The following is a 20,892-nucleotide window of genomic DNA, read 5'->3' on the forward strand; positions in this document are numbered from 1 at the left end:
AGCAATCTTTATTCGTTAAATACCAAAGTCATCGAAGCGAATACGGTTACGCGGTACACCAAGTTCGGCCAACCCGGTGAGCGTTGCTTTTAACATCGCCGGCGGTCCACAGACATAAACATCAACACGATTTAGGTCTTCCTCAGCAAGCCACTGCAGCGCAACATCATGCACATAGCCAACCGCCCCATCCCATTCATCGCCTTCCTCGGCCTCAGACAGCACCGGTGTATAAGACAACCCTGCGGTCATTTCAAACGATTCCCGATAGCACAGTTCACGTACGTTGCGCGCTCCATAAAAAAACACGCAACGGCGCGGTTGCTCGCTGGCAAGTTCCGTTTGCATCAGCGCGCGTAATGGAGCCACACCCGCGCCGCCGCCAATAAACAATTGCGTACGGTCATTCGCCTCGGTCAGCAGGAAGTCGCCGAAAGGTCCCAGCGCCTCGATTTCTGCTCCCACGCCTAAACCACACAGGTAGTTAGAACCGACACCCGGCGGTATACCGTCACCCGGAGCATCAATCCTACGTACCGTAAACACCAGTTGCTTGCCGTCAGGGCGATTCGCCATGGAGTAATAGCGCGTTATGACATCATTACGGTGAGGAATTTGAAACTGCACAAACTGACCGGCCGCATACTCCAACGCCACCGAACTGACGAACGTCAACTCCGTCATCGTCGGTGTCAGTTCCCGGCGTCGTTCTAACCTCAGCGTCACTGACCTAACCGACGGCTGCCGTGGCGCCGCGTCGTATGCTGTTGAAACCTTGTGTTGACAAGACAAACGCACACCGTCAGCCAGCTCATTGGGCCGCAATAACGCTCGCTCAGCGGCGGTCGCGACCGGTAAATCATCACCCCGCAGGTTCACTTTGCACAACCCACAGGTACCGCCCCCTCCGCAATCACTGGCAACTGGCTGTTGTTGCTGCTGAAAATAGTCCAACCAGGTGCGGTTCCGGCGCGGATTAAAATCGCCCTTTGCAATATTTCTGCCGAGTAACAGTAAGCCCGACAACGAGAACCAAAGCGCCAGCAGACCCGCCGTCCAAATCAACAAATGGTTAAAGCTGCGGCCGCCACTGTAATCCATAAAATGCAGACGAAAGGCCCAGTCGGCGATGGCCCACGGCGTATTGCGATGCTCGACGACGCGCGCGGACGCGGCATCAACATAGATTCGAGTATTTAAATCGTCCGCCATGTCGACGCGAAAACCAGCCCCCTGCCAGCCCTTCACTTCGTCACTGCCGCTAACCGCCGACACACGCTTCAACTGACCGGGGCCGTCATAACTGCTCAATGCCAGCTCGGTTGCCAATGTCGTGTCGGTCTCCCAAGGTTGACCCGTGTTGGCATCGATAAACAGCCTCTGTTCGGCCAACGTCACCTGATACTGCCCTTTACCTGAGACATTCACCAGTTTAATTGAATGAGCAGAAGGAAACCGGTCGTGCATCTCAGTAAAGTCAATCGCCACTTCGGCTTGATTCAGCCGCTCAGAGACAGCGCCGGTCTTGTATTGATGACCCGACATCGCGTGGTGCCCCATGAAACTGAAGAACAACCCGCTCACCAGCCACAGCAACACCTGCAATACCAGGATTAAGCTCACCCAACGGTGCAACCACTGCATAAAACGCATCATTGGGGGCCTCCGGCGGGCTTTGTTTTAAAACGAACTGTATAAACCAACAACACAGTACCCGTTATCAGCAAAATAAAGGTGCCGATAATAAAGGCTTTTAGCCACCAGGTTTCAATATCCACCCGCTCGTCGTAATCCATGATGTGCAACATCCAGAAGACGTCGAAACCCCGCCAGAACGTATGTCGCTTTACCAGTAACTCACCGGTGGTGTCCGACAAATACAGACTGGTGTTACCAAAATCATCATAATTGACCTGCCAAACCGGCAATAAACGAGGGCTAATTTCTGCAGGTGGGTTATCCGTTAGATAGGCCACGGACTCAATGGGTGACTGGCTCTGCGCATAATAACGATTCGCAAGTGCGCGGATATCCCGCTCGGAAATGTCGATAACCGCTAAGGACTCAGCATCGATCAATAATTGGCCGCTTGTTGTGTCAATGCTGTAAACCTTGCGCAGGCGATCATTAAGCCAACGGGTTTCCAACGCCATTGATTGTGCATCCGGATAACGCGCTAACACCTTATCCAAACTCGCAACCTTGCCCTCGCGCGGCAAGGATTCACGGATATCTCTGACCAAATGATCGCCGTGAATAAAGTCTAAATCAAAAAAGACCATGTAGGCCCCGCTGATAGCCCAGATGACCATCTGCAAACCAAAAATTAACGATAGCCAGCGGTGCCAGACCCGCCAACGGCTTGCTCGTGTGTTTTGCACGCTGTTATTCCTCAAACGACAAATAAAAAGGCTGTCGCCTCACGACAGAAGCGACAGCCAATCGGTTTATCAGAAGCTGTAACGTACTTTAAGATACTATTGAAATTATAACAAATCGCGTAACGCCACTCTGTTCTTTGCAAAAGCGTCGATTACCGACTAACGTCAGTTAAGTGTATCGCAAATTGGGAGACAGACTTATGATGGGTCATGAAATGTTTGCAGGCATCGGTTTCTTATGGATGCTGGTTGTTGGCATTATTTTCGTCATTCCCGCCTGGAAACTGTGTCAGCGTATTGGCTATCCCGGCCCGCTCGGCTTACTGATTCTGGTGCCCTTCGCTAATATCGTGTTACTGTACTTTATTGCCTTTGGTCCCTGGAAAGCGGGAACAGCGTCGGTAGACGATTAAGAGGATTCGACTTAACGGACGATAAGCACAGCGTATTTTTTTCTGATTACTCTTTTGTCTACGCAAACCTTTTGTATACTGAACCTCGTTTGTAACAAACAGGACTGCAAAATGACAATAACCCTAAAAATCGCTCTTGCCAGTTGCGTTGTGCTTTTTTCTACTACCAGCAACGCCGATGTGCTTTCATCCTCCGAATACGGCTTTCAGATAAAAATCGAAGAGTCGTTTAACGGTTCGGCAGCCGATGGTTACACCCGCTTTGTTGATGAAATTAATCAATGGTGGCTTAACGATCACACGTGGTTTGGTGATGCCGGTAAGCTTTCGATAGATGCCACTGCAGGCGGCTGTTTTTGCGAGCTCAAGGGTGACCAGCAAGCATTGCACATGCAAGTAAGTTACGTTGACCCAGGCAAAGCACTGCGCCTTACCGGCGGCTTAGGTCCGCTGCAGTCACTGGGTATGAGCGGAACCATGACGATAACCTTCGCCGACAATAAAGCAACGCTGGATTATATTGTCGGTGGCTACCCAACCACCGATTTCACCAAACTGGCCCCCATCGTTGATGGCGTGCTGAAACAACAGCTGGCGTCCTTCGCGCGCGTTTCCGAATAAGCTAACGGCACCTGGCTGGGTAACATGAAATGGCTACTAACGTTCATCCCGCTGGTATTACTCGGTTGCTCCAAGTCGCCGGGAATTTATCTCAATGAGCGTTATTTAACCGATGAAAACACCGCCTCACTTCGCCAAGCTATGGCTGAGCGGGGCTTTGACGTGACATCGGTAAACATTCCCTTTCCGGCAAACGTAGAACGTTCTACTGTTATGTACAGCCCGTTGCTACTCGATGACCGCGCGTTAGATACCGTCGTAAAAACGCTCGAACAAGAAGGTTACTCCGCCTTACAACTGATTCCGTTGAAGCAAGGTAAACATTGGTATAAACAAAACAGTCTCGGTTTATACCTGCTACCACCCGGCGCGGCATCGCTTGCGTCATCCGCGCTAAGGTACGCTCAGCATTACCAAACTGAGCGCTGCGATAGCCATGCGTCATTGACATTGAGTGACGACAAGCACTTTACCTATCGACAGAATGGTCGCCAGCTTAGCGGACGCTGGGAAATTCCTGATACACCGTATCTGCGGTTACACAACCAACAACCATACGTCAATTTCTATTATCGTATTGCGCGTGAAACTCGCTCTGATAATTTAGGTAAAATCGACGTGATAACGTTAACCCCGATGAGCGATGATAACGCCATTGCTGACTGCAGGATGGTGGTTGGTACCCGCCGTTAACCCATCCGATTGCCGCTAGCCCACTGACGAGAAGCCTTGCTAATGACCACTGTAACCATCGTGTTTCTGATCACCTATCTGGTAATGGCACTAGGTAGACTGCCAGGCACCCGCATCAACCGCACCGGGATAGCACTCATCGGGGCTATGGTATTGCTGGGTGGCGGTATCGTGCCGTTGCAGAATGTCGAAAAGCTGGTCGAGCTGCCGGTTCTGCTGACGCTGTTCTCATTGATGATCATCGGTGCGCATTTGCAACATGCCCAAGCCTTCAGTGTATTCACCGCACGCATGACCCACCCACAAGTATCGCCGAAACGGATGTTGCTGGTCAGCTTAGCGTTAAGCAGTGGGTTTTCACTGGTGTTAGTGAACGATATTGTGGTATTTGCCCTGGCGCCGTTACTGTGTGAAATCTGTGCCGCAAAGAAAATAAACCCAAAACCGCATCTGCTGGGGTTGGCATTTGCCGCTAACGCCGGCTCGTCGGCCAGTTTAATTGGCAACCCGCAGAACATCCTGCTTGCCGACGTTGGCCAACTCTCGCTTATCAACTATGCGCTGTTTGCAGGTCTGCCCGCTCTGACCACAGTGGTCATCATCTACGCCGTGTTGCAATGGGTTTATCGCGATGCGCTGGTACCGACGCCCGACAAACAGAACACCTTCAGCAACAGCCATGCTGTTGATCGATTCACCACCATTTTATCACTGGGGGCACTCGTGGTTGTGGTTGGCGGCTTCATCGTTGCGCCCGGGCACGGCTATCAAGTCGCGTTAACAGCGGCCGCCGGCTTGAGCATTTTGGGTCGTATGCACACAGCCACTTTGCTGAAAGACGTTGATATCAACTTGCTGATCATGATGACGGGACTGTTTATTGTCACGGGAGCTTTTGCCAACGCGCCTGCCGTAACGGAGCTGGTTGCCAGCTTCAGCGAGGCCGGCTGGTTGCCGACCACACAATGGAGTGCTGCGTTGTTTTCTCTTCTCAGTAGCAATACCATTGGCAACGTTCCCGCCGTTATGCTGTTACTAAAACTGGTCGATACTCTGCCGCAAATCGTTTTTCAGTGGCTGGCACTGTTCACCACCCTCGCCGGTAACCTGCTGATTACCGGCAGTCTGGCCAACATCATTACTGCGGAACGAGCCGCTCAGCAGCGCGTGTTTCTGACCTTCAACGACTTTGCCCGCGTAGGGATTCCTATCACCCTGTTGAGCATGGCGGCCGCTTATTTATGGTTGTGGCTTTTTTCATCCAGTATCACGACCTTAGTCTGAACCTCAGTCTGTTCCAGCATCGCCAGAAAGCGCAACAAAGGCGCGTGAGACGACTTGTCTCCCATACCCCAACTGGCGTTGCCGTATCCCCATGGAATGATCACTTTGCAACGCAAATCCTTGGCAGCCGTCACAGCATCTTCCGGCGTCATGTGGACGTAGCGATACCATTTAGGATGATCGTCACTGTGATAAGACGCGATCGGCATCAGACACACGTCAATTGCGCCATACTGTTGAAAAATATCGCTAAAATGCTTCGAGTAGCCGGTATCTCCTGCAAAAAACAACGTCTTGCCCGCGCTTTTCAATAACCACCCGTTCCAGGATGTCCGGTTGCTGTCGTCGTAAATAAAGGGAATAAAAGTTCTACTGCTGAAGTGATGCGCCGGCAGCGCAACGACTTCCGTGTTTTTATACGCTTTGCTCGAAAACCAGCCCATCTCGTTAACCGATGCACCCATCGCCGGTATATGAGGAGCAACATTAAGCGGCACAAAATACTCCTTATTACTACCCAGCGATTTAATGTCACTTTTATTGAAGTGATCATAGTGCACATGCGAATACAGCACAGCGTCAGTGGCTTGTCGATTATCTTGATTAAATTGCGGATAATGCGATCGATAGTCTCCATTAAACCAGGCATGCAGCCAGTTTATCGGCCAGTCAAACTCTTCAAACACTGGGTCAATCAGAAACCGTTCACCAGAGGGCGTCGCAACAACAAACTGCGCATGGCCAAACCATTGCACAATAAAAGCGCCTTCGTACTGCGCTGCTGAGTAATTTCCCTGATACTGACACACGCCTTCACGACAAGTGAGTTCCTCTCGCGGAGCGTAGCAATCATCACGACAGGTTAGCGGATAGTCCTTTTCGCCAACATACAAATTGCTAAATTGGCGAGTCTGCTGATCGTACGGCTGCTTACCGTTGTCATGAATCGTCACCGAGTTACTTGAGCAGCCCGACACCAGGAAAACCAGCAGGAAAGTCAGCCCGTAAACAAGCGACAAATCGATTCGTTGCATGGGGTATGTCCTTTGTAAAGATGATGTAATTAGGTGATGTTCACTAAGTACCAGACAACCCCCAAATGAAAGAGCATGAAGCCAGCTAATCCAGCCTGTGCAATGGTTACTGCCAGTCTGGCCTCGCTAATCGACAACAAACCAAAACGAGTGACAACATTGCCGGTCATCAGGCTAATAATAAGCAGCGTAGCAAAAAAACAGGCGCCCAGAATAGTCGACTCGATTGTGGCATCGGCCAGCGCCTTGCGAAACGCGGTCGGCTGTTGGCTCACCTTATAAAAATAATACAGGATGGCGAACAACGCGCCGAAACCGTGCACAATCAGCAAATGTTTGACGGTCGTGGGTGAATCCTGCATTCCGTAGGATGGTTCTGACATTTTCTGGCTTGATTCTGATGTTTTTTTCATAAGGCACGATGTTGATGTTAAAAGTCTTTCTTGCGCAGCGCTTTTTTCTGTCCCTGCTGTTTTTTACTTTGCAGGCGCTTTTCCTTAGCTGCCCTACTGGGCCGAGTGGCAATGCGCTTTTTCTGCACCCGCGCAACGCTGCGGATAAGCTCGATCAGCTGCTCCAGAGCCAGCTCACGATTACGCGCCTGACTGCGAGTTTCCTGGCATTTGATAATGATCTTACCGCTTTGCGTAATGCGGTGGTCAGCGAGCCTAAGTAGCCGTTGCTTATAAAAGTCCGGTAGTGACGAAGACTGAATATCGAAAATCAATTGCGCGGCCGTCGCAACTTTATTAACGTTCTGGCCGCCGGCGCCACTGGAACGGATGAACTGCCACTCAATTTCATGTTCAGCGATTTCGACCCGCTGAGAAATGTTAATCATGTCCGCGTCTAGCCTCTTTTAAGGTAGTGGCTGATAGCCCTTCCAGTCGGGAACGAGCGCTTGCTGCTGGCCATCGTAATGTAAGTGAATGTGATGGTTGTCAATAAGATCCACACACAGACAGTCATCAACGGCGATTAAATCGTCTTTATGAACCTGTTCGGCGCCCGCCAGCCCGCGCTTAAGCACTTGCGCTTTAGCCAACGCTTTTGCGGCCTGAGCCGAATCGGCAACGACTAACGTAAAATCATGAAACTCCGCCAACTTACCGTCGAAATAGCCGCCAAAATTAACAAAAAACAGCTTTTTGGCTGAATCCTGCGGTGCCTCCTGCGACAATTCAATGCGATAGCCATCAACGTGATGCAACTGCACGTAACTGTCGAGGTGAAGGCCTTTTTGGGTGCCAAACCAGCCGGCGCGAATCGCCGGATACGTTTGTTCCATGCTCTCGCCAACAACAAAACGGACATCGTGCAATTCAATATTAGCGCCGGGAGCGGTGCCACCAATGTAGGTTAAAAAAAGTTTTTGCATGCCGCTCAATTACTCCTCGATAAAACGAAACCGCGCAACCGTGCGTCCATCAATAGTGACTGACTCAGTAAACATCGCATAGGGTCTAACCCATAATTTCTGCTCACCATAAAGGGGTTGATAGAGTACCAGAAGTTCTTCTGTTTCGCTGTGCGTCACCGTATCAATCACCCGATAGCGGTTGCCTTTATAATGTTCGTAAATACCCGCTGTTATTGTCATATCTTTCGCGCATCCGGTTCCTTTGTTTTTCATGATCATATAGGCTTTCGTTCTGACGATAAATCGCTATTTAAACCAATGATATCGAACAAACAACAACTGCTGGATTTCTTACATCAAAATCAACCGGTAACCGTATTAACCGGGGCCGGGATAAGCACGGCTTCGGGCATCCCTGATTACCGTGACCACAATGGCAACTGGAAAAGCTCGCCGCCCATACAGCACCGCGACTTTATGACCAACGAATTGCTCCGCAAGCGTTACTGGGCGCGTGCATTGCATGGCTGGCCAGTGCTTTTTCATGCTCAGCCCAATGCGTCTCACCGGGCATTGGCTAAGATGCAACAGGCAGGATTGATCGGTACCATCATTACGCAAAATGTCGACGGTTTACACCAAAAAGCCGGCGCTACCGACGTTATCAATCTGCACGGTTATGCCAATGATATGGTGTGTATGAGTTGCGGAGCACAATCACCGCGGCTTGATATGCATGAGCGCTGCCTGGCACTTAACCCCGAATTTGCCGACATGGACGCCACGGCTCTACCGGACGGTGACGCGGACATTGAAACCGATTTTTCAAAATTCCAAATTGCTGATTGCCTGAATTGCGGAGGCATTTTAAAACCCGACGTTGTTTATTTTGGCGATACCGTTCCCAAAACCCGCGTTGCGGCGGCGAAACAAGCGTTAACGGACAGCGGTGGCTTATTGGTTATTGGCTCGTCATTAATGGTTTTCTCCGGTTACCGCTTCGCCCGCCAGGCCAATGAATGCCATCAGCCTCTCGCCATTTTAACCCGCGGTAAAACCCGCGCCGATGACATCGCCACCGTTAAAATCGATGACGATATTGAACGTGTGTTGGTGTAGCAAGGTAATGCGATAAGCACCTGGCGGAGATGAATTTTTAACAAATCATTCATCTCCCGCCGAGTTGGTTCAACCTCGGCCAACCCTCGCCGTTGTTAACGGATCAGTCCCAGTGTTGTTTAAACCACGAGATCATTTCTGCGACTATTTGCTTTCGTTTGGGGGCTGACTGATGACCAAGACCTTCATAAACCGAAAGCTTATGTTTAAAGCCCTCCGCTTCCAGAACCTTATTCAACGCGATACTTGAATCAACCAAAACCCGCTGATCCTGTTCGCCATGAATGAGCAAAACCGGAATATCCTTATCAATTTCACCAACCCAGTGGATTGCTGACCGCTTTTTCAACGCCTCTGCTTTGTTCTCTTCATAATTCGGAATTCTGGCTCTATACACCTTTTCCATTTCCGGTCGATGTTTCAGTGCTTCCACAAAGTCATATTGTCCGGCAAACAATACCGCAGCATCGGCTTGCAGGCCCTGCTTTAATGCCAATAGTGATTGCATACCACCACGACTTTCTCCATATACTGCAACCTTCTCTGGATTTACGGCGGGAAATTCGCTAAACAACTGAGGCAACGCCAGCACATCTTTAACGTCTTCACCACCAAACTCATCGTTACCAGGTAATGTTGGAAAAACACCACGGTAATTCGTCGCAAAAATCGCAACATTATGCTCTTTTGCTATATCAAACAGCCGCAGATAAACATTCCCAAATATCCAAGCGCCATAAGTTGCGTTGCCACCCCGATTATAAATTACGACCGGTAAGTCTGATTGATCTGATGGCGCAATATAAAAACCGTCGACGATGGCATCGTCGACTTTGTAGATCATGGTGCGGCAATCTATCGTTTCTCGATAATTTTCAAACTGCTCCTTTTTGTAAAAGGCGGTATTTCTCGTTAATCGTTCTTCAAAGTCCTCGGCTTTTTCACGGCTTCCGCCGGAAATTACATTCATCCAGCGTTCATAACTGGAAAAAGGCCCCGTAAAGCAGGTATCCGATTTTAGTAAAGAAACCTCATCCTGAGCGTTCGAAGACAGGGGAAACGTCAATATTCCGATGGCTGCAGCCACAACAAGAAGATACGTTTTTCTTAACATTTTCATGTCCTTATGATTGCTATTAAAAGTAGACCGTTAATGAAATACATTATCAGCAATTGACGGGTCTTTCGATAGCTCGTTCTGGTTTAAACTCGATAACCGTTCCATTAGGATTTATTCTTAGTCAGTGCAAGCCAGCAAACACGCTGGCTTATACTTAGTTACATTCCGAACCCATGACACGTTTTAGATGAGTCAAGACAGTATCCATTGTTTCTTTGTTATAACTGTAATGGTCTCCATCCAAATCGATATGCAGCACGGGGTTCTCATAGCTATTATCTGACAACCTTTGTTCAATTTTATTAGCCATTTCGAATGAAGGCCAAATTTGGTCTTGCCTTGCTGAGACCAGCGTAACCGAGCCTTTAATCTTCTCGACAGGAATTGCAGCATCGTTTAACTCTTTTGGGGAAGCTTCCGATAAAGCGTCAGTAAAGGCATTTCGGTACTCACCGGTAAAAATTCCGGATAGCATGTCAAAAGATAATAAAGGGGCCTCAATGTAAGGTAGTGGCTGTCCGTCGATGCTCCAGCTTGAATAGCTCATTGGTGTTTTCACTGCATTCCAGACAACATGACTCGGGTATGCAGCAACAATGTGATTAACCGTATTAAAATGGCTGCCAAGCAACAAAGATAATTCCGCACCTTTTGAGAAACCGAGAAGTGCAACACACTGACCTTTAATGCTCGAGTCTTCAGTTATTGCCTTAATACGCGCGTCAATTTCGTTTAAAGACAGCTCAATAGGGCTATCGGGCGTTCCCAACGTATCAAAGTAACCCATTGATGCAACAGAGAATCCATAATCGTGATATCTATCCATCAACGGCTTCATATTTGGATTGGCAAAGTAATTACCACCGTCACTTCCTCCTACCAAAATGACTAACGGGTGTGCTTCTCCGTCGCTAATGTAATTGGTGTATAAATCAGGTGCTGGTGCGTTTTCGCAGGACGCAAGAGCCCCCACCAGTAAAAATGGTGTTATTAATTTTTTCATTATTTTTCCTTATTTTTTAGGGTTAAGCACTACATCGTTAAGTGCCTTTTTAGTTGGCGTGCGCCATTTCGGCTGGTTAATACTTCCAGCTCGGAGTGAATAAATCTTAAGAGCAAGCGCCCATTAAGCCAGCGCTCGGCTTCGCTCAATCGAAGCCGATTAATGATTGCGCCACGATGGACACGGAGAAAGTGTGCTGGCAGTTGTTGCTCCAGCTCAGTTAATGTCTTGTCTAAAGGGTAAGTCTGCGAACCGCAATGGGCCACTTGCGTCCCGTTGTCGATAATAATGGCATCGATATCCTCAATTCCTACGTTTTTCATACGTTGCCCCACCTGACTAATCAATGTTTGTGGCAGCGTTTGGGCTCGTTTTAGTCGCAGCCGCTCAGCGACTCGTTCAAGTGCGAGCTGAAGTCGTTGTAGGCTAATCGGTTTGAGAACGTAATCAGCGGCGGCACCGTTGAAGGCTTCAACGGCATAACGGCTGTGTGCCGTTGTGAAGATAACTTCGCTATTGCAGTGTTGCCGGTTTAATTGCGACAGCACATCGATTCCATTCAGTCCTGGCATATTAATATCGAGTAAAATGACATCGGGTTGTGACTCTGAAAGACGCTGAAAAAGCTCCTCTCCGGACCTTAGCTTGGCTTCAATACGCCACTCGGGTAATGCACTTATAAGCTGATTCAGCTTCAGTCTACTTGCGTATTCATCGTCAACGATAAAAAGGGTATTAATCATGATTGGACTCCAAGCTGATGTTGACAACCGCTCCCTTAGACTCTGGGTTATTCGACAGCTGGATATTGGCATGGCGCATAAGACCAATCCGTCGGATTGTCGTGCTCAAACCGAGTCCCGAATGCTTTAAGTTTTCAAGTTGAGTAGCCAGAACTGTGTCAGGAAAACCGGGACCATTGTCGCGGATAATAACCTGCAAAGCACTGCCACGAGCTCTACACGCTAACGTTAATTCAATTGGAAGCCGCGTGGCATGTTTAATTGAGTTTTCCAGTATTGGTTGCAACAAAAACGGGGGAATCTGCACATCTAGAGTTGCTTCATCAATGTCTATATCGATTTTCAAATCATCACCGAGCCTAGCACGCTCTATATTCAGCCACTTTTGTAGGATCATTAATTCATGTTTGAGGCTGATGGTATCGACATTATTCGTATCTAGGATATGTCGCAACACGGACGCTAAATCGTGAGTCAGCAGCTCTGCCTTTTTCGGATTCGACGTAATGAAAGCCGTTAACGTATTAAGGCTGTTAAACAAGAAATGAGGATGCAAGGAGTGCTTGAGTTGATTCAACTCAGCATGCTGGCGCAGCAAACGTTCGGTTTGTAATGCTTTGTAGGCTCTGTAGGCACGATAAAGAATATACGTTCCAATAGCCCAGGGAATTGACATGAAAAAGACGTCAAGCCAACCAAATTCAACACCTGGATAAATGCCTGCTAGAGCAAAGCCCCAGATTCGATAGCCGATATAAAAGCAGCCAAACCATAGAAGCAGCTCATAGAAAATATTGTTGATGCCGAGCCTTTTGATAGCGAATACAGCCGAAGAAATAGGTACCCAAAATAGGAAGACAATCGCAACAGCCCCAGCTAACAGAGCGTCATTGGTTCCTGCCTGCCCTCGTTGCCACCAGTCGAGAAAGGTAATCGTGGCACTGATAAAACTTAACCCGAGTAATGCAATAAACAGTTCTTTTTTAGTGATTTCTGGCATCGGTATGTCCGCTGCTTTTGGTTATGCAGACATTATTAAAGCCCTGAAGCTGAGTGTCACTGTGTTTCTGACTGAATGGTTGAATTAACGTGTTGAACTGTCGCTAGGGTTCGTCCGCTTTGAGCGAACAGCGGACTCAATAGAAATCCGATTTTTCGACTTGTAGTACGCTTATACGTAAATATGGTTACTCTATAAGTTCGAAATCAACCATTGAAAAGGATTTCAATATGCTTATTCTCAGCCGCCGTTTATCCGAGAAGGTAACAATAGGTCATGACATAACCGTCACTGTTTGTAGGGTCAAAGATGGCCAGGTAAAGCTTGGTATCGATGCACCAGCAGACGTCGTCGTTATGCGCGACGATGCTGTCACGCAGGCACCTAAGACAAAAAATAAGCCCAGGGTGACTTAACCCTGAGCCTATCCCTTACAATCCAAGCTCTATCATTAGCTGGCGCTTATAGTTGCCACCAAGCGGAAGCACTGTTTCGTCAGCTAATTCGACTTCCTGATATCGATCCAGCTCGGATAGAAGCTTTCGAAGGTGCTCGCGTTTTACAATATGGCTTCGGTGGATTCGAATGAATCTATCGTCCAGTATTTCTTCCATATCCGATAGCGTTGCTCGATGCATTACCCGCTCGTTGCCAAAGTAAATCTTCACATAATTACCACACGCTTCTACACGCTCGATAGAAGCAACCGCAACAAAACGAACCTCACCAGGACGCGTTTTAACGGCAATTATGTTTCGTCTCATGCTAGCCATACCTAGTCCCTCTCCATAACCAGGTCGGCATCGATGCTATTACCACCAGCCAGTCGAATCGACGTTCGCCCTTTTATTGAATAGTCATTGTAAATAGCAAACAGCAACGTTGTGCTAAGCCCTATCGCCACTATGGCGGTGATCAGTGAGCCAGTAGATAAGGTCCCGATAATACCTGAGCCCCATCCCAGCGGATTCCAGAAGTTGGTGGCAAAGACTCCAGCTGAGCCAACAGCTAGCGCAAAAGCACCAGACGATGCTGACTTCAATGTTTTCACGTCATCAGCCAACGACGCGCTTTTTACGGCTATCGTTTTGTCTTGCCTTTCGATAGCTCGCTCTAGCTCTGACTTGGTGTATACGACCGTTACGTTCGGCATAAATGTTCTCCTAATTGACAGTTAATTAACTGCAGCCGTAACTGCCATTAGGTGATATAGGTTTTAATTTCGCTTGGTTGTTACTCTAGGTATACGAAACAAAAAATAGGGGCACTCAGCCCCTATAGCTCTAATTCAGCAAAGTCCCGGTCAACATCTTCCTGAGTAATGCCAATATAACGCAGCGTCACAGCCTCAGAGCTATGACGTAGCATCTTCATTACCCTGGCGATGTCGTTTGTGTTCTTATAAAGGTGATAGCCTCGGGTCTTTCTCATTGAATGAGTTCCAAGTTTAATGCCAACCTCCTCCCCTATCGCCGCGAACGCCCGCGAAACGTAACGGCGGCTAATCGGGGCCTCGTCCAAACCTTTGGACCATTGGTTCCGGTAAGACTGAAACAGGTAGATATGCTCGGGATGCTCTTCTTTAATGCGACCAATAATAGACCGTGCTTTGTCGTTCAATTTAATAGTCGCTTGTTTTGACGTCTTTCCCTCAACCAAGGTCAGACGCTCATCGTGTATATTTTCAAACTTGATGGATAGCAGATCCGAGATCCGTAATGCCAGGTTCAAGCCTACATCCCAAACGTCCGCAATTTGCTGACCATAAGTTCGTTTGAGAAGGTAGCTAATCAGCTTCACGGTATCCAGATCTTTAACCGCTTGTACTTCGGCCATGATCGAGTTCCTTTTTTGCTGTAAAACGTGATTTTGAGTACTTAAGAGGGTATAAAGGGGTAAATAGCCCGTTTTTAGTGGGTTTGCTTGTTCCCAATTCCTTATTTTAGGAACTTAGTAGTAATCAAAACAGAACCACTCTTTTTGATGATATATCTTTTAAATTATGGGAAGTTCAAGCTTTGATTGAGAACGACTTTTAATTAATGTACCGTAGTGACGTCTTTTTAAACCGTAGGTAATGATGCTTAGACTGGGATTTTTATTACTAGTGATTGCTGCCGTTCTGACTCAAATCAGTCAGTCGGTTGCTGACGTGCATCAATCTCACCAGTCATCTTCTGAGCAACACCTCAATTTTGAGCATGACGAATCGCACATCGATAAGCGAAACCTACCTAAAAGTGGCGAAATCAGCTTTGACTGCCATCATTGCTGTCACTGCCATGGTTCATTTCATTTATATGCCATGAAGGCTGAAAAAACTCTCGCGTTACCACGAATGGGCACAATACGTCCTGGGTATACTGAGTTTTACACTAACCCTCTATCATCTCCGCTGTTCCGGCCTCCCATCTCCTCATAACTGCCTAATAAGCTGCGTTAGCAGCGCAAGAAATCATTATTTTACGCAGTAATATGACTGAGGAGTCTATCTATGGGTCCGTTTTCGACACATAGCAAACGCTTGTTTGTTGCCGTAAGTCTGGCAATAAGTTCAAGCTACGCCAATGCACAACAGTTGCCCGAGCAATGGCAAAAAACTGTGCAGCAACACCCCAGTGTTGAAGCCGCTCAACAGCAGGCTGAAGCGCTGATCCAACAGGGCAAACAATTAAATCAGCCTTTGTACAACCCTAGCTTATCGTCACGCTTAGAGCGCGAGGGTGACATCAATAATTACGCTGTTGGTCTAAGCCAGACGCTGGACTGGAGCACTCGCAATGAAGCAAGGGCCAGTCAGAGTGACGCCATGACGGCTATGGCAGTGAGTATTTATCGCCAGTCGGCGACATCGCATGCTAAAACTTTGTTGAATGCCTATGTGCAATGGCTGGACGCAAAACAGCGTTACGCACTGGCTGAGCAGCAAGAGAAAATCGTTAAACAGGCGATAAGCCTGGTTGCCGAACGACGTAAAGCCGGTGACTTAGGTGCCGTCGACGAACAACTGACGGTACTCGCGCTAAGTCGGCAACTGCAACAAACGGCAGCGGCTTATCAACAACTGCAATCCGCTGAAGCAGAGTTAAACGCTCTGCTAACAACGTCTGATGTCGGTCAACTCTCCATTAATGAGGAGCTATTTAACGTTGAACCTGCGTTAACGGCTCGTTGGCAACAACATCCAGCGTTAAAAGCCGCTTACCTGCAATGGCAATTAAAGCGCGCCGATGTCGACTGGAAACGCTCGTTAACCACCGCCAACCCAACCGTAGGCGTCGAAGCGGGCGAGAGCGATAACGAAACAGTAATTGGCTTATCATTCAGCATTCCACTACAGGTTCGCAATAACTACAGCGATGCGGTGCGCGCAGCCAATAGCGAAGCTGTTGCTGAAGAAAAACGTTTGATTGCGCTACGCCAACAATGGCAAGCAGCACTGAAATCGTCCCTTAACAACTACCGCTTTGTTAAAAAACAATGGCAAAGCTGGCAAAGAGACTTCCAATCTCGGCAGGATGAGTCGATGCAGGTGATTGAGCAGTCCTGGCTCGCCGGTGACCTATCCACCACAGACTACCTCACCGCTGTGCAACAGCAGCTCGATAGCCAATTTGCAGGGATAGCGCTGCAAACACAATATCGGTTGGCCGCCATTGAATGGTTGTACCGTTCGGGCGAACTCAGTAAAGCACTGACGTTATCGCCGTTAAGCCAGCCAACAAACGCAGAGATTGGAGAGTAAACGATGTCAGTAAAACCTTTATACGCAGCAATAGCACTTGCGCTGAGCTTTTCGGTTATGGCGCAGGATGAACACGGACACGACGAAAAAGAAACTACCCACAAGGAAAGTGCAGGCGTGGAGCTATCCAGCAAGCAGCTGTCCATGGCAGATATCACCACGCGAACCTTGCAAACTCAAGTCATTGAATACCCGGTTTATGCCCCGGGCGAGGTGGTTGCTAACGACTTTAACAGCTATATCGTGAGTCCGCGCATCGACTCGACCGTGCTCAAACGTTTTGTCAGTATTGGCGACCACGTCGAAAAAGGTGAGCCGCTGGCAACCCTCTTCAGCGCGACCATGGCGGAGGCGCAAAGTCAGTATTTGGTCACACTTAACGAGTGGCAACGCGTGCAGTCACTCGGCGAGTCAACGGTGGGTGAAAAACGCTTTGTCGAAGCGAAAAACGCCTTTACCTCAGCGCAAGCGCAACTCAAAGCATTTGGTATGTCAGCCAGCGACATTAAGCGTTTAAGTAAAGCTAACTACCCTATCGGCGAATACCAACTGACCTCAGAAATTGGCGGGATTGTGGTTAGCGATAACTTCAAGCAAGGCCAGCAAGTTAATGCCGGTAATCACTTGGTTGAAGTGCTGCAAGAAGAAACCTTGTGGGTTAATGCTCGTCTACCAGGCTCAGCTGACCTTAGTGTGCAGTTTGGTGATCCTGTTACAGTGAGTGTCGACAATCAGCGCTTTGCGGCAAAAGTCATTCAGGAAGGCCACACAATAGACCATAAAACCCGCACCCGAACGGTACGACTTGCGGTAAATAACGAAAAGGACCAATTACACCCTGGTTTATTTGCGGATGTTTATTTCTCAGTCAAGTCGGATGGACCGGTGCTTGCAGTTAAGGACTCAGCCTTAATGCGGGCCCCTGATGGTGACTGGCAGATATTCATTGAGCACGAACCCGGAAAGTTTGAACCGAAGAAAGTCGAATTGGTTGATGAAAAGGGTCCGTGGAAAGTTATTCGAGGCGTTAAGGAAGGCACAAAATACGTAGACAACGGCGCGTTTTTCGTTCGCTCACAAATCGCTAAAGGCGGTTTTGACCCACATAACCACTAACAGGAGGTTGTATGTTTCAGCGCATTATTCAGTTTGCTGTCGCCAATCGCCTGTTATTGGTATTGGCTTTATTCAGCATCAGCATTGCGTCATTTTTTATTATTCCCAAACTTAATCTGGATGCCTTTCCCGATGTTACCAACGTTCAGGTAACGGTAAATACGGAAGCACCCGGATTAGCAGCGACCGAAGTCGAGCAGCTGATTACCTATCCGATAGAGTCGGTGATGTATGCCCTGCCCGACGTCAAAGAAGTTCGGTCAATCTCAAAAACAGGTTTATCGGGCATTACCGTGGTATTTGACGAGAGTGTCGATATCTACTTTGCCCGGCAACTGGTATTCGAGCGGCTGCAAGCGGCAAAGGAATTGATTCCAGAGGGAGTCGGCACGCCCGAAATGGGCCCTAACTCTTCCGGTCTCGGCCAGGTTTATCAGTATCTGCTACTTGCCGAGCCGGGCTCTGATGTCAGTAGCATGGAGCTACGCAGTCTTAACGACTATGTGGTTAAACTGCTACTGATGCCCGTTGAGGGAATTACCGAAGTCTTGTCCTTTGGCGGTGAAGTTAAGCAATATCAGGTTAACCTCAATCCCGCCAAGCTGCTGTCTTACGACCTTACCCAGCAAGACGTCATGGGCGCGGTCAACAAGAATAACGGTAACGTTGGTGGTTGGTATATGCCCCGCGGTCAGGAGCAGTTGGTTATTCGCGGCACCGGCTGGCTGGAAAGCGGTAAAAAAGGTCTACAGCAGATACAACAAATACCGCTCAAAACCGTTGACGGCGTTTCCGTAACACTGGGCCAGGTTGCCGACGTCGAAATCGGCAGTGAAATTCGCCAGGGAGCGGTCTCAATGTCGCGTAAAGTCGACGGCGAGGTCAACCAGCTGGGCGAAGTGGTGTCGGGTATTGTGCTCAAACGCATGGGCTCGAATACCAAAGCCACCATCGACGGTATTAAAAAGCGCATTCCGCTTATTCAGCAAGCATTACCCGAGGGTGTCACCTTTGAGCCGTATTATGATCAGGCCGATTTAATACAAAAAGCCGTATCTACGGTCGCATATTCACTGCTCATTGCCTTTGTCTTTATTATCGCAGTATTAGCACTGTTTTTGCTCAACATACGCGCTACTTTTTTAGTGTTACTGTCCATTCCCGTTTCTATCGCCATTGCCCTGATGGTAATGTCCGCGATGGGCATGTCAGCTAACCTGATGTCGCTGGGCGGGATTGCTGTTGCCATTGGTATGCTGGTCGACGGCTCCGTGGTGATGGTTGAAAACATCTTTAAGCACTTAAGTCGTCCGGATAGTGAACACCAAGGCGACGCCGAGCAACGCACAGAGCACCGCGACCCGGATCCTCAGGCAGCCAAACTCGATAGCCATGGTATCAAGCTGCGAGTTAAGGAAGCGGCTAACGAAGTGGCACGACCGGTATTCTTTGCCGCCATGATTATCTTGGTGGTCTTTATGCCACTGTTTAGTTTTCAGGGTGTTGAAGCTAAATTATTTGAGCCCATGGCGATCAGTATTATGTTGGCCATTATCTCCGCGGTTTTTGTGGCCATTATGGTTGTCCCGGCATTAGCCAGTTACTTTTTCAGTCGGGGTATTAAGCCTCGTGAAAATAAACTGCTTAAACCACTAGATAATGGTTATAAAAGACTATTATCGGTGGCGTTACGCAGTAAAAAGGCTGTTATTACCCTGGCCGGTGTGCTGTTTGTCGGCGCTTTGGTGTTAGTGCCTCGTCTCGGCACAGAATTTGCGCCCGAATTGGAAGAAGGCACGATTAATATTCGCGTGACATTAGCCCCCTCCTCTAACCTTGAAACGGCCTTAGAGGTGGCTCCGAAGCTTGAAAAAATCCTGATGTCGTTCCCGGAAACCACCTACGCACTCAGCCGCATTGGACGAGCTGAAGTGGGTGGTGACCCAGAGCCTATCAGCAACATCGAGATATACGTGGGTCTCAAGCCGCAGTCTGAATGGACAACAGCATCGGATCGCTACGCCTTACAAGAAAAAATGGAGGCAAAACTCGACGCTCACCCAGGCTTGTTGTTTAATTTTTCACAACCTATCGCAACACGGGTTGATGAACTGCTCTCAGGTGTAAAATCGCAGCTAGCCATCAAACTATTTGGACCCGAGCTTGACGTGTTGGCCCGTAAAGGCCAGGAAATAGAAAGTGCCGTCAAGCAAGTTGACGGGGCCGTTGCAGTAGCGATGGAGCAAATAAAAGGTGAAGCACAACTCGTGGTTTCGCCGAAACGCCAACAACTCTCACGCTACGGCTTAAATGTCTCCGATGTACTGAGCGTTGTCGACAATGGCTTGGGTGGCGCTTCGGCAGGCCAGATCATTCGCGGTAATGAGCGCTATGATATTTACGTGCGGCTGGCCAAGCAATTCCGCGATACGCCGGAGTCTATTCGCTCGTTACGCTTGTTAACTCCTTCGGGAGCCTGGGTAACCGTAGGCGAAGTCGCCCACGTCGCAATTGAATCAGGACCACCGCAAATCCGTCGTGATGATGTACAGCGTCGCGTTGTGATTCAATCGAACGTTCAGGGTCGTGACATGGGTAGCGTGGTTGCCGATATTCGGAAGGCGATTGACGAGAAGGTGGATTTACCAACCGGTTACTCAGTCGATATTGGTGGCCAGTTCGAAAGTCAACAACGAGCACAGGAGCGCTTGTCCATTGTCGTTCCCATATCGCTGGCACTCATCGCCCTGCTGCTTTATTTTGCTTTCGGCACCATGGGTCAAGCCATGTTGATTTTGGTGAATGTACCATTGGCTGTCATCGGCGGTATTGTGGCTCTCTATGTGTCAGGACAGTACTTATCGGTGCCCAGCGCCGTGGGTTTCATCACGCTGTTTGGTGTGGCGGTACTAAACGGTGTAGTTCTGGTCGAGAGTATTAACCAGAGAATAACCGATGGGCATGCGGTTAATGATGCCGTGTTTGATGGCGCATGGTCGCGACTCCGCCCAGTATTGATGACTGCAATAACCTCAGCGTTAGGACTCATTCCCATGCTGTTTGCAACCGGTGCAGGGGCTGAAATTCAACGCCCACTGGCTACCGTCATTGTTGGTGGTTTGGTATCAGCTACTCTGCTGACATTGGTTATCTTACCCGTGCTCTATCCTTGGTTTTCGAAACAAAAAATTAAGGATTTAAGCCGTTAGGGTTCAATAGCATTTAAGGGGGCGGTTATTGTCGCCCCCTTTTATTAAAAG

23 protein-coding genes are annotated in these 20,892 nt (G+C 48.6%); 9 read left to right on the forward strand and 14 right to left on the reverse strand.

Features of this window, described 5'->3' with window-relative positions; translation table 11 throughout:
- Positions 1 to 15: 15 nt before the first annotated feature.
- Together C5610_RS07915 and C5610_RS07920 are read right to left on the reverse strand one after the other, a co-directional pair.
- Complete coding sequence (locus tag C5610_RS07915; RefSeq protein WP_105306710.1) at positions 16 to 1,656, reverse strand: PepSY domain-containing protein; 1,641 nt, start codon at positions 1,654 to 1,656, stop codon at positions 16 to 18.
- Positions 1,653 to 2,381, reverse strand: a complete 729-nt coding sequence (locus tag C5610_RS07920; protein ID WP_105306711.1) for a PepSY domain-containing protein — start codon at positions 2,379 to 2,381, stop codon at positions 1,653 to 1,655. The genes C5610_RS07915 and C5610_RS07920 overlap by 4 nt, the downstream gene beginning before the upstream one ends.
- 200 nt (positions 2,382 to 2,581) lie before the next feature.
- Here C5610_RS07920 and C5610_RS07925 point away from each other — a divergent pair, with 200 nt between their 5' ends.
- The 4 genes from C5610_RS07925 to C5610_RS07940 all read left to right on the forward strand — a co-directional run bounded on the left by C5610_RS07925 (position 2,582) and on the right by C5610_RS07940 (position 5,392).
- A complete protein-coding gene (locus C5610_RS07925; RefSeq protein WP_105306712.1) occupies positions 2,582 to 2,794 on the forward strand; it encodes a hypothetical protein in 213 nt (70 codons plus the stop codon).
- Positions 2,795 to 2,905: 111 nt separating this feature from the next.
- The gene (locus C5610_RS07930) at positions 2,906 to 3,415 is read left to right on the forward strand and encodes an activator of HSP90 ATPase (RefSeq protein WP_105306713.1); all 510 of its coding nucleotides are present in this window, start codon (positions 2,906 to 2,908) and stop codon (positions 3,413 to 3,415) included.
- Positions 3,416 to 3,439: 24 nt separating this feature from the next.
- Positions 3,440 to 4,108: a hypothetical protein gene (locus C5610_RS07935; RefSeq protein WP_105306714.1), complete on the forward strand. Its 669-nt coding sequence runs from the start codon at positions 3,440 to 3,442 to the stop codon at positions 4,106 to 4,108.
- A 42-nt stretch (positions 4,109 to 4,150) separates the two neighbouring features.
- The gene (locus C5610_RS07940; protein ID WP_105306715.1) at positions 4,151 to 5,392 is read left to right on the forward strand and encodes an SLC13 family permease; all 1,242 of its coding nucleotides are present in this window, start codon (positions 4,151 to 4,153) and stop codon (positions 5,390 to 5,392) included.
- On the opposite strand, the gene C5610_RS07945 is transcribed toward C5610_RS07940, so the two are convergent.
- From C5610_RS07945 to C5610_RS07965, 5 genes are read right to left on the reverse strand one after another with little or no spacing between them, the layout of a single operon-like run.
- On the reverse strand, positions 5,344 to 6,426 hold the full coding sequence (locus C5610_RS07945; RefSeq protein ID WP_105306716.1) for an MBL fold metallo-hydrolase: 1,083 nt from the start codon (positions 6,424 to 6,426) through the stop codon (positions 5,344 to 5,346). The genes C5610_RS07940 and C5610_RS07945 overlap by 49 nt on opposite strands.
- 29 nt (positions 6,427 to 6,455) lie before the next feature.
- Entirely contained in the window at positions 6,456 to 6,809 is a 354-nt protein-coding gene (locus C5610_RS07950; RefSeq protein WP_126819921.1) for a hypothetical protein, read from the reverse strand.
- 47 nt (positions 6,810 to 6,856) lie between these two features.
- Positions 6,857 to 7,267 carry an alternative ribosome rescue aminoacyl-tRNA hydrolase ArfB gene (gene arfB / locus C5610_RS07955; RefSeq protein WP_105306718.1) on the reverse strand — a complete coding sequence of 137 codons (411 nt, stop codon included), beginning with the start codon at positions 7,265 to 7,267 and terminating at the stop codon, positions 6,857 to 6,859.
- Positions 7,268 to 7,285: 18 nt separating this feature from the next.
- Positions 7,286 to 7,804 carry a DUF1543 domain-containing protein gene (locus C5610_RS07960; RefSeq protein WP_187346261.1) on the reverse strand — a complete coding sequence of 173 codons (519 nt, stop codon included), beginning with the start codon at positions 7,802 to 7,804 and terminating at the stop codon, positions 7,286 to 7,288.
- 9 nt (positions 7,805 to 7,813) lie between these two features.
- Entirely contained in the window at positions 7,814 to 8,026 is a 213-nt protein-coding gene (locus C5610_RS07965) for a DUF1653 domain-containing protein (RefSeq protein WP_105307755.1), read from the reverse strand.
- Between the two features lie 78 nt (positions 8,027 to 8,104).
- On the opposite strand from C5610_RS07965, the gene C5610_RS07970 reads away from it, so the two are divergent.
- A complete protein-coding gene (locus C5610_RS07970; RefSeq protein WP_105306720.1) occupies positions 8,105 to 8,905 on the forward strand; it encodes an NAD-dependent protein deacetylase in 801 nt (266 codons plus the stop codon).
- A 103-nt stretch (positions 8,906 to 9,008) separates the two neighbouring features.
- Here the strand turns inward: C5610_RS07970 and C5610_RS07975 are convergent, their stop codons facing one another.
- From C5610_RS07975 to C5610_RS07990, 4 genes are all read right to left on the reverse strand, one after another.
- Entirely contained in the window at positions 9,009 to 10,019 is a 1,011-nt protein-coding gene (locus C5610_RS07975) for an alpha/beta hydrolase family protein (protein WP_157982915.1), read from the reverse strand.
- Positions 10,020 to 10,179: 160 nt separating this feature from the next.
- Positions 10,180 to 11,028 carry an acyl-CoA thioester hydrolase/BAAT C-terminal domain-containing protein gene (locus C5610_RS07980; RefSeq protein WP_105306722.1) on the reverse strand — a complete coding sequence of 283 codons (849 nt, stop codon included), beginning with the start codon at positions 11,026 to 11,028 and terminating at the stop codon, positions 10,180 to 10,182.
- 29 nt (positions 11,029 to 11,057) lie between these two features.
- Positions 11,058 to 11,771 carry a LytR/AlgR family response regulator transcription factor gene (locus tag C5610_RS07985; protein WP_158682677.1) on the reverse strand — a complete coding sequence of 238 codons (714 nt, stop codon included), beginning with the start codon at positions 11,769 to 11,771 and terminating at the stop codon, positions 11,058 to 11,060.
- Positions 11,764 to 12,771 (reverse strand): sensor histidine kinase, encoded by a 1,008-nt coding sequence (locus tag C5610_RS07990; RefSeq protein ID WP_105306724.1) that lies wholly within the window; start codon positions 12,769 to 12,771, stop codon positions 11,764 to 11,766. The genes C5610_RS07985 and C5610_RS07990 overlap by 8 nt, the downstream gene beginning before the upstream one ends.
- A 230-nt stretch (positions 12,772 to 13,001) precedes the next feature.
- On the opposite strand from C5610_RS07990, the gene C5610_RS07995 reads away from it, so the two are divergent.
- The gene (locus C5610_RS07995; RefSeq protein WP_105306725.1) at positions 13,002 to 13,187 is read left to right on the forward strand and encodes a carbon storage regulator; all 186 of its coding nucleotides are present in this window, start codon (positions 13,002 to 13,004) and stop codon (positions 13,185 to 13,187) included.
- Positions 13,188 to 13,202: 15 nt separating this feature from the next.
- Here the strand turns inward: C5610_RS07995 and C5610_RS08000 are convergent, their stop codons facing one another.
- The 3 genes from C5610_RS08000 to C5610_RS08010 form a co-directional block, all read right to left on the reverse strand.
- On the reverse strand, positions 13,203 to 13,544 hold the full coding sequence (locus C5610_RS08000) for a LytR/AlgR family response regulator transcription factor (protein WP_105306726.1): 342 nt from the start codon (positions 13,542 to 13,544) through the stop codon (positions 13,203 to 13,205).
- Positions 13,545 to 13,546: 2 nt separating this feature from the next.
- On the reverse strand, positions 13,547 to 13,924 hold the full coding sequence (locus tag C5610_RS08005; protein WP_105306727.1) for a hypothetical protein: 378 nt from the start codon (positions 13,922 to 13,924) through the stop codon (positions 13,547 to 13,549).
- 122 nt (positions 13,925 to 14,046) lie between these two features.
- Complete coding sequence (locus C5610_RS08010) at positions 14,047 to 14,607, reverse strand: tyrosine-type recombinase/integrase (RefSeq protein WP_011234868.1); 561 nt, start codon at positions 14,605 to 14,607, stop codon at positions 14,047 to 14,049.
- A 658-nt stretch (positions 14,608 to 15,265) separates the two neighbouring features.
- Between C5610_RS08010 and C5610_RS08015 the strand changes: the two genes are divergently transcribed.
- From C5610_RS08015 to C5610_RS08025, 3 genes are read left to right on the forward strand one after another with little or no spacing between them, the layout of a single operon-like run.
- On the forward strand, positions 15,266 to 16,516 hold the full coding sequence (locus tag C5610_RS08015) for a TolC family protein (protein WP_006956205.1): 1,251 nt from the start codon (positions 15,266 to 15,268) through the stop codon (positions 16,514 to 16,516).
- 3 nt (positions 16,517 to 16,519) lie between these two features.
- Positions 16,520 to 17,632: an efflux RND transporter periplasmic adaptor subunit gene (locus C5610_RS08020; protein WP_105306728.1), complete on the forward strand. Its 1,113-nt coding sequence runs from the start codon at positions 16,520 to 16,522 to the stop codon at positions 17,630 to 17,632.
- A gap of 11 nt (positions 17,633 to 17,643) precedes the next feature.
- A complete protein-coding gene (locus C5610_RS08025; protein ID WP_105306729.1) occupies positions 17,644 to 20,841 on the forward strand; it encodes an efflux RND transporter permease subunit in 3,198 nt (1,065 codons plus the stop codon).
- Positions 20,842 to 20,892 lie beyond the last annotated feature (51 nt).

It is taken from the genome of Idiomarina sp. OT37-5b (assembly GCF_002968395.1).
In the GTDB taxonomy this organism is placed as follows: Bacteria; Pseudomonadota; Gammaproteobacteria; order Enterobacterales; family Alteromonadaceae; genus Idiomarina; species Idiomarina aquatica.

What these genes read in the sequence shown, in the direction of transcription:
- C5610_RS08010 (WP_011234868.1), bottom strand. Translation starts at nt 14,607, where the DNA reads ATGGCCGAAGTACAAGCGGTTAAAGATCTGGATACCGTGAAGCTGATT.
- C5610_RS08000 (WP_105306726.1), bottom strand. Translation starts at nt 13,544, where the DNA reads ATGGCTAGCATGAGACGAAACATAATTGCCGTTAAAACGCGTCCTGGT.
- C5610_RS07950 (WP_126819921.1), bottom strand. Translation starts at nt 6,809, where the DNA reads ATGTCAGAACCATCCTACGGAATGCAGGATTCACCCACGACCGTCAAA.
- C5610_RS07925 (WP_105306712.1), top strand. Translation starts at nt 2,582, where the DNA reads ATGATGGGTCATGAAATGTTTGCAGGCATCGGTTTCTTATGGATGCTG.
- C5610_RS08025 (WP_105306729.1), top strand. Translation starts at nt 17,644, where the DNA reads ATGTTTCAGCGCATTATTCAGTTTGCTGTCGCCAATCGCCTGTTATTG.
- C5610_RS07915 (WP_105306710.1), bottom strand. Translation starts at nt 1,656, where the DNA reads ATGATGCGTTTTATGCAGTGGTTGCACCGTTGGGTGAGCTTAATCCTG.
- C5610_RS07960 (WP_187346261.1), bottom strand. Translation starts at nt 7,804, where the DNA reads ATGCAAAAACTTTTTTTAACCTACATTGGTGGCACCGCTCCCGGCGCT.
- C5610_RS07965 (WP_105307755.1), bottom strand. Translation starts at nt 8,026, where the DNA reads ATGACAATAACAGCGGGTATTTACGAACATTATAAAGGCAACCGCTAT.
- C5610_RS07980 (WP_105306722.1), bottom strand. Translation starts at nt 11,028, where the DNA reads ATGAAAAAATTAATAACACCATTTTTACTGGTGGGGGCTCTTGCGTCC.
- C5610_RS08015 (WP_006956205.1), top strand. Translation starts at nt 15,266, where the DNA reads ATGGGTCCGTTTTCGACACATAGCAAACGCTTGTTTGTTGCCGTAAGT.
- C5610_RS07930 (WP_105306713.1), top strand. Translation starts at nt 2,906, where the DNA reads ATGACAATAACCCTAAAAATCGCTCTTGCCAGTTGCGTTGTGCTTTTT.
- C5610_RS07985 (WP_158682677.1), bottom strand. Translation starts at nt 11,771, where the DNA reads ATGATTAATACCCTTTTTATCGTTGACGATGAATACGCAAGTAGACTG.
- C5610_RS07945 (WP_105306716.1), bottom strand. Translation starts at nt 6,426, where the DNA reads ATGCAACGAATCGATTTGTCGCTTGTTTACGGGCTGACTTTCCTGCTG.
- C5610_RS07935 (WP_105306714.1), top strand. Translation starts at nt 3,440, where the DNA reads ATGAAATGGCTACTAACGTTCATCCCGCTGGTATTACTCGGTTGCTCC.
- C5610_RS07995 (WP_105306725.1), top strand. Translation starts at nt 13,002, where the DNA reads ATGCTTATTCTCAGCCGCCGTTTATCCGAGAAGGTAACAATAGGTCAT.
- C5610_RS07940 (WP_105306715.1), top strand. Translation starts at nt 4,151, where the DNA reads ATGACCACTGTAACCATCGTGTTTCTGATCACCTATCTGGTAATGGCA.
- C5610_RS07990 (WP_105306724.1), bottom strand. Translation starts at nt 12,771, where the DNA reads ATGCCAGAAATCACTAAAAAAGAACTGTTTATTGCATTACTCGGGTTA.
- arfB (WP_105306718.1), bottom strand. Translation starts at nt 7,267, where the DNA reads ATGATTAACATTTCTCAGCGGGTCGAAATCGCTGAACATGAAATTGAG.
- C5610_RS08020 (WP_105306728.1), top strand. Translation starts at nt 16,520, where the DNA reads ATGTCAGTAAAACCTTTATACGCAGCAATAGCACTTGCGCTGAGCTTT.
- C5610_RS07970 (WP_105306720.1), top strand. Translation starts at nt 8,105, where the DNA reads ATGATATCGAACAAACAACAACTGCTGGATTTCTTACATCAAAATCAA.
- C5610_RS08005 (WP_105306727.1), bottom strand. Translation starts at nt 13,924, where the DNA reads ATGCCGAACGTAACGGTCGTATACACCAAGTCAGAGCTAGAGCGAGCT.
- C5610_RS07975 (WP_157982915.1), bottom strand. Translation starts at nt 10,019, where the DNA reads ATGTTAAGAAAAACGTATCTTCTTGTTGTGGCTGCAGCCATCGGAATA.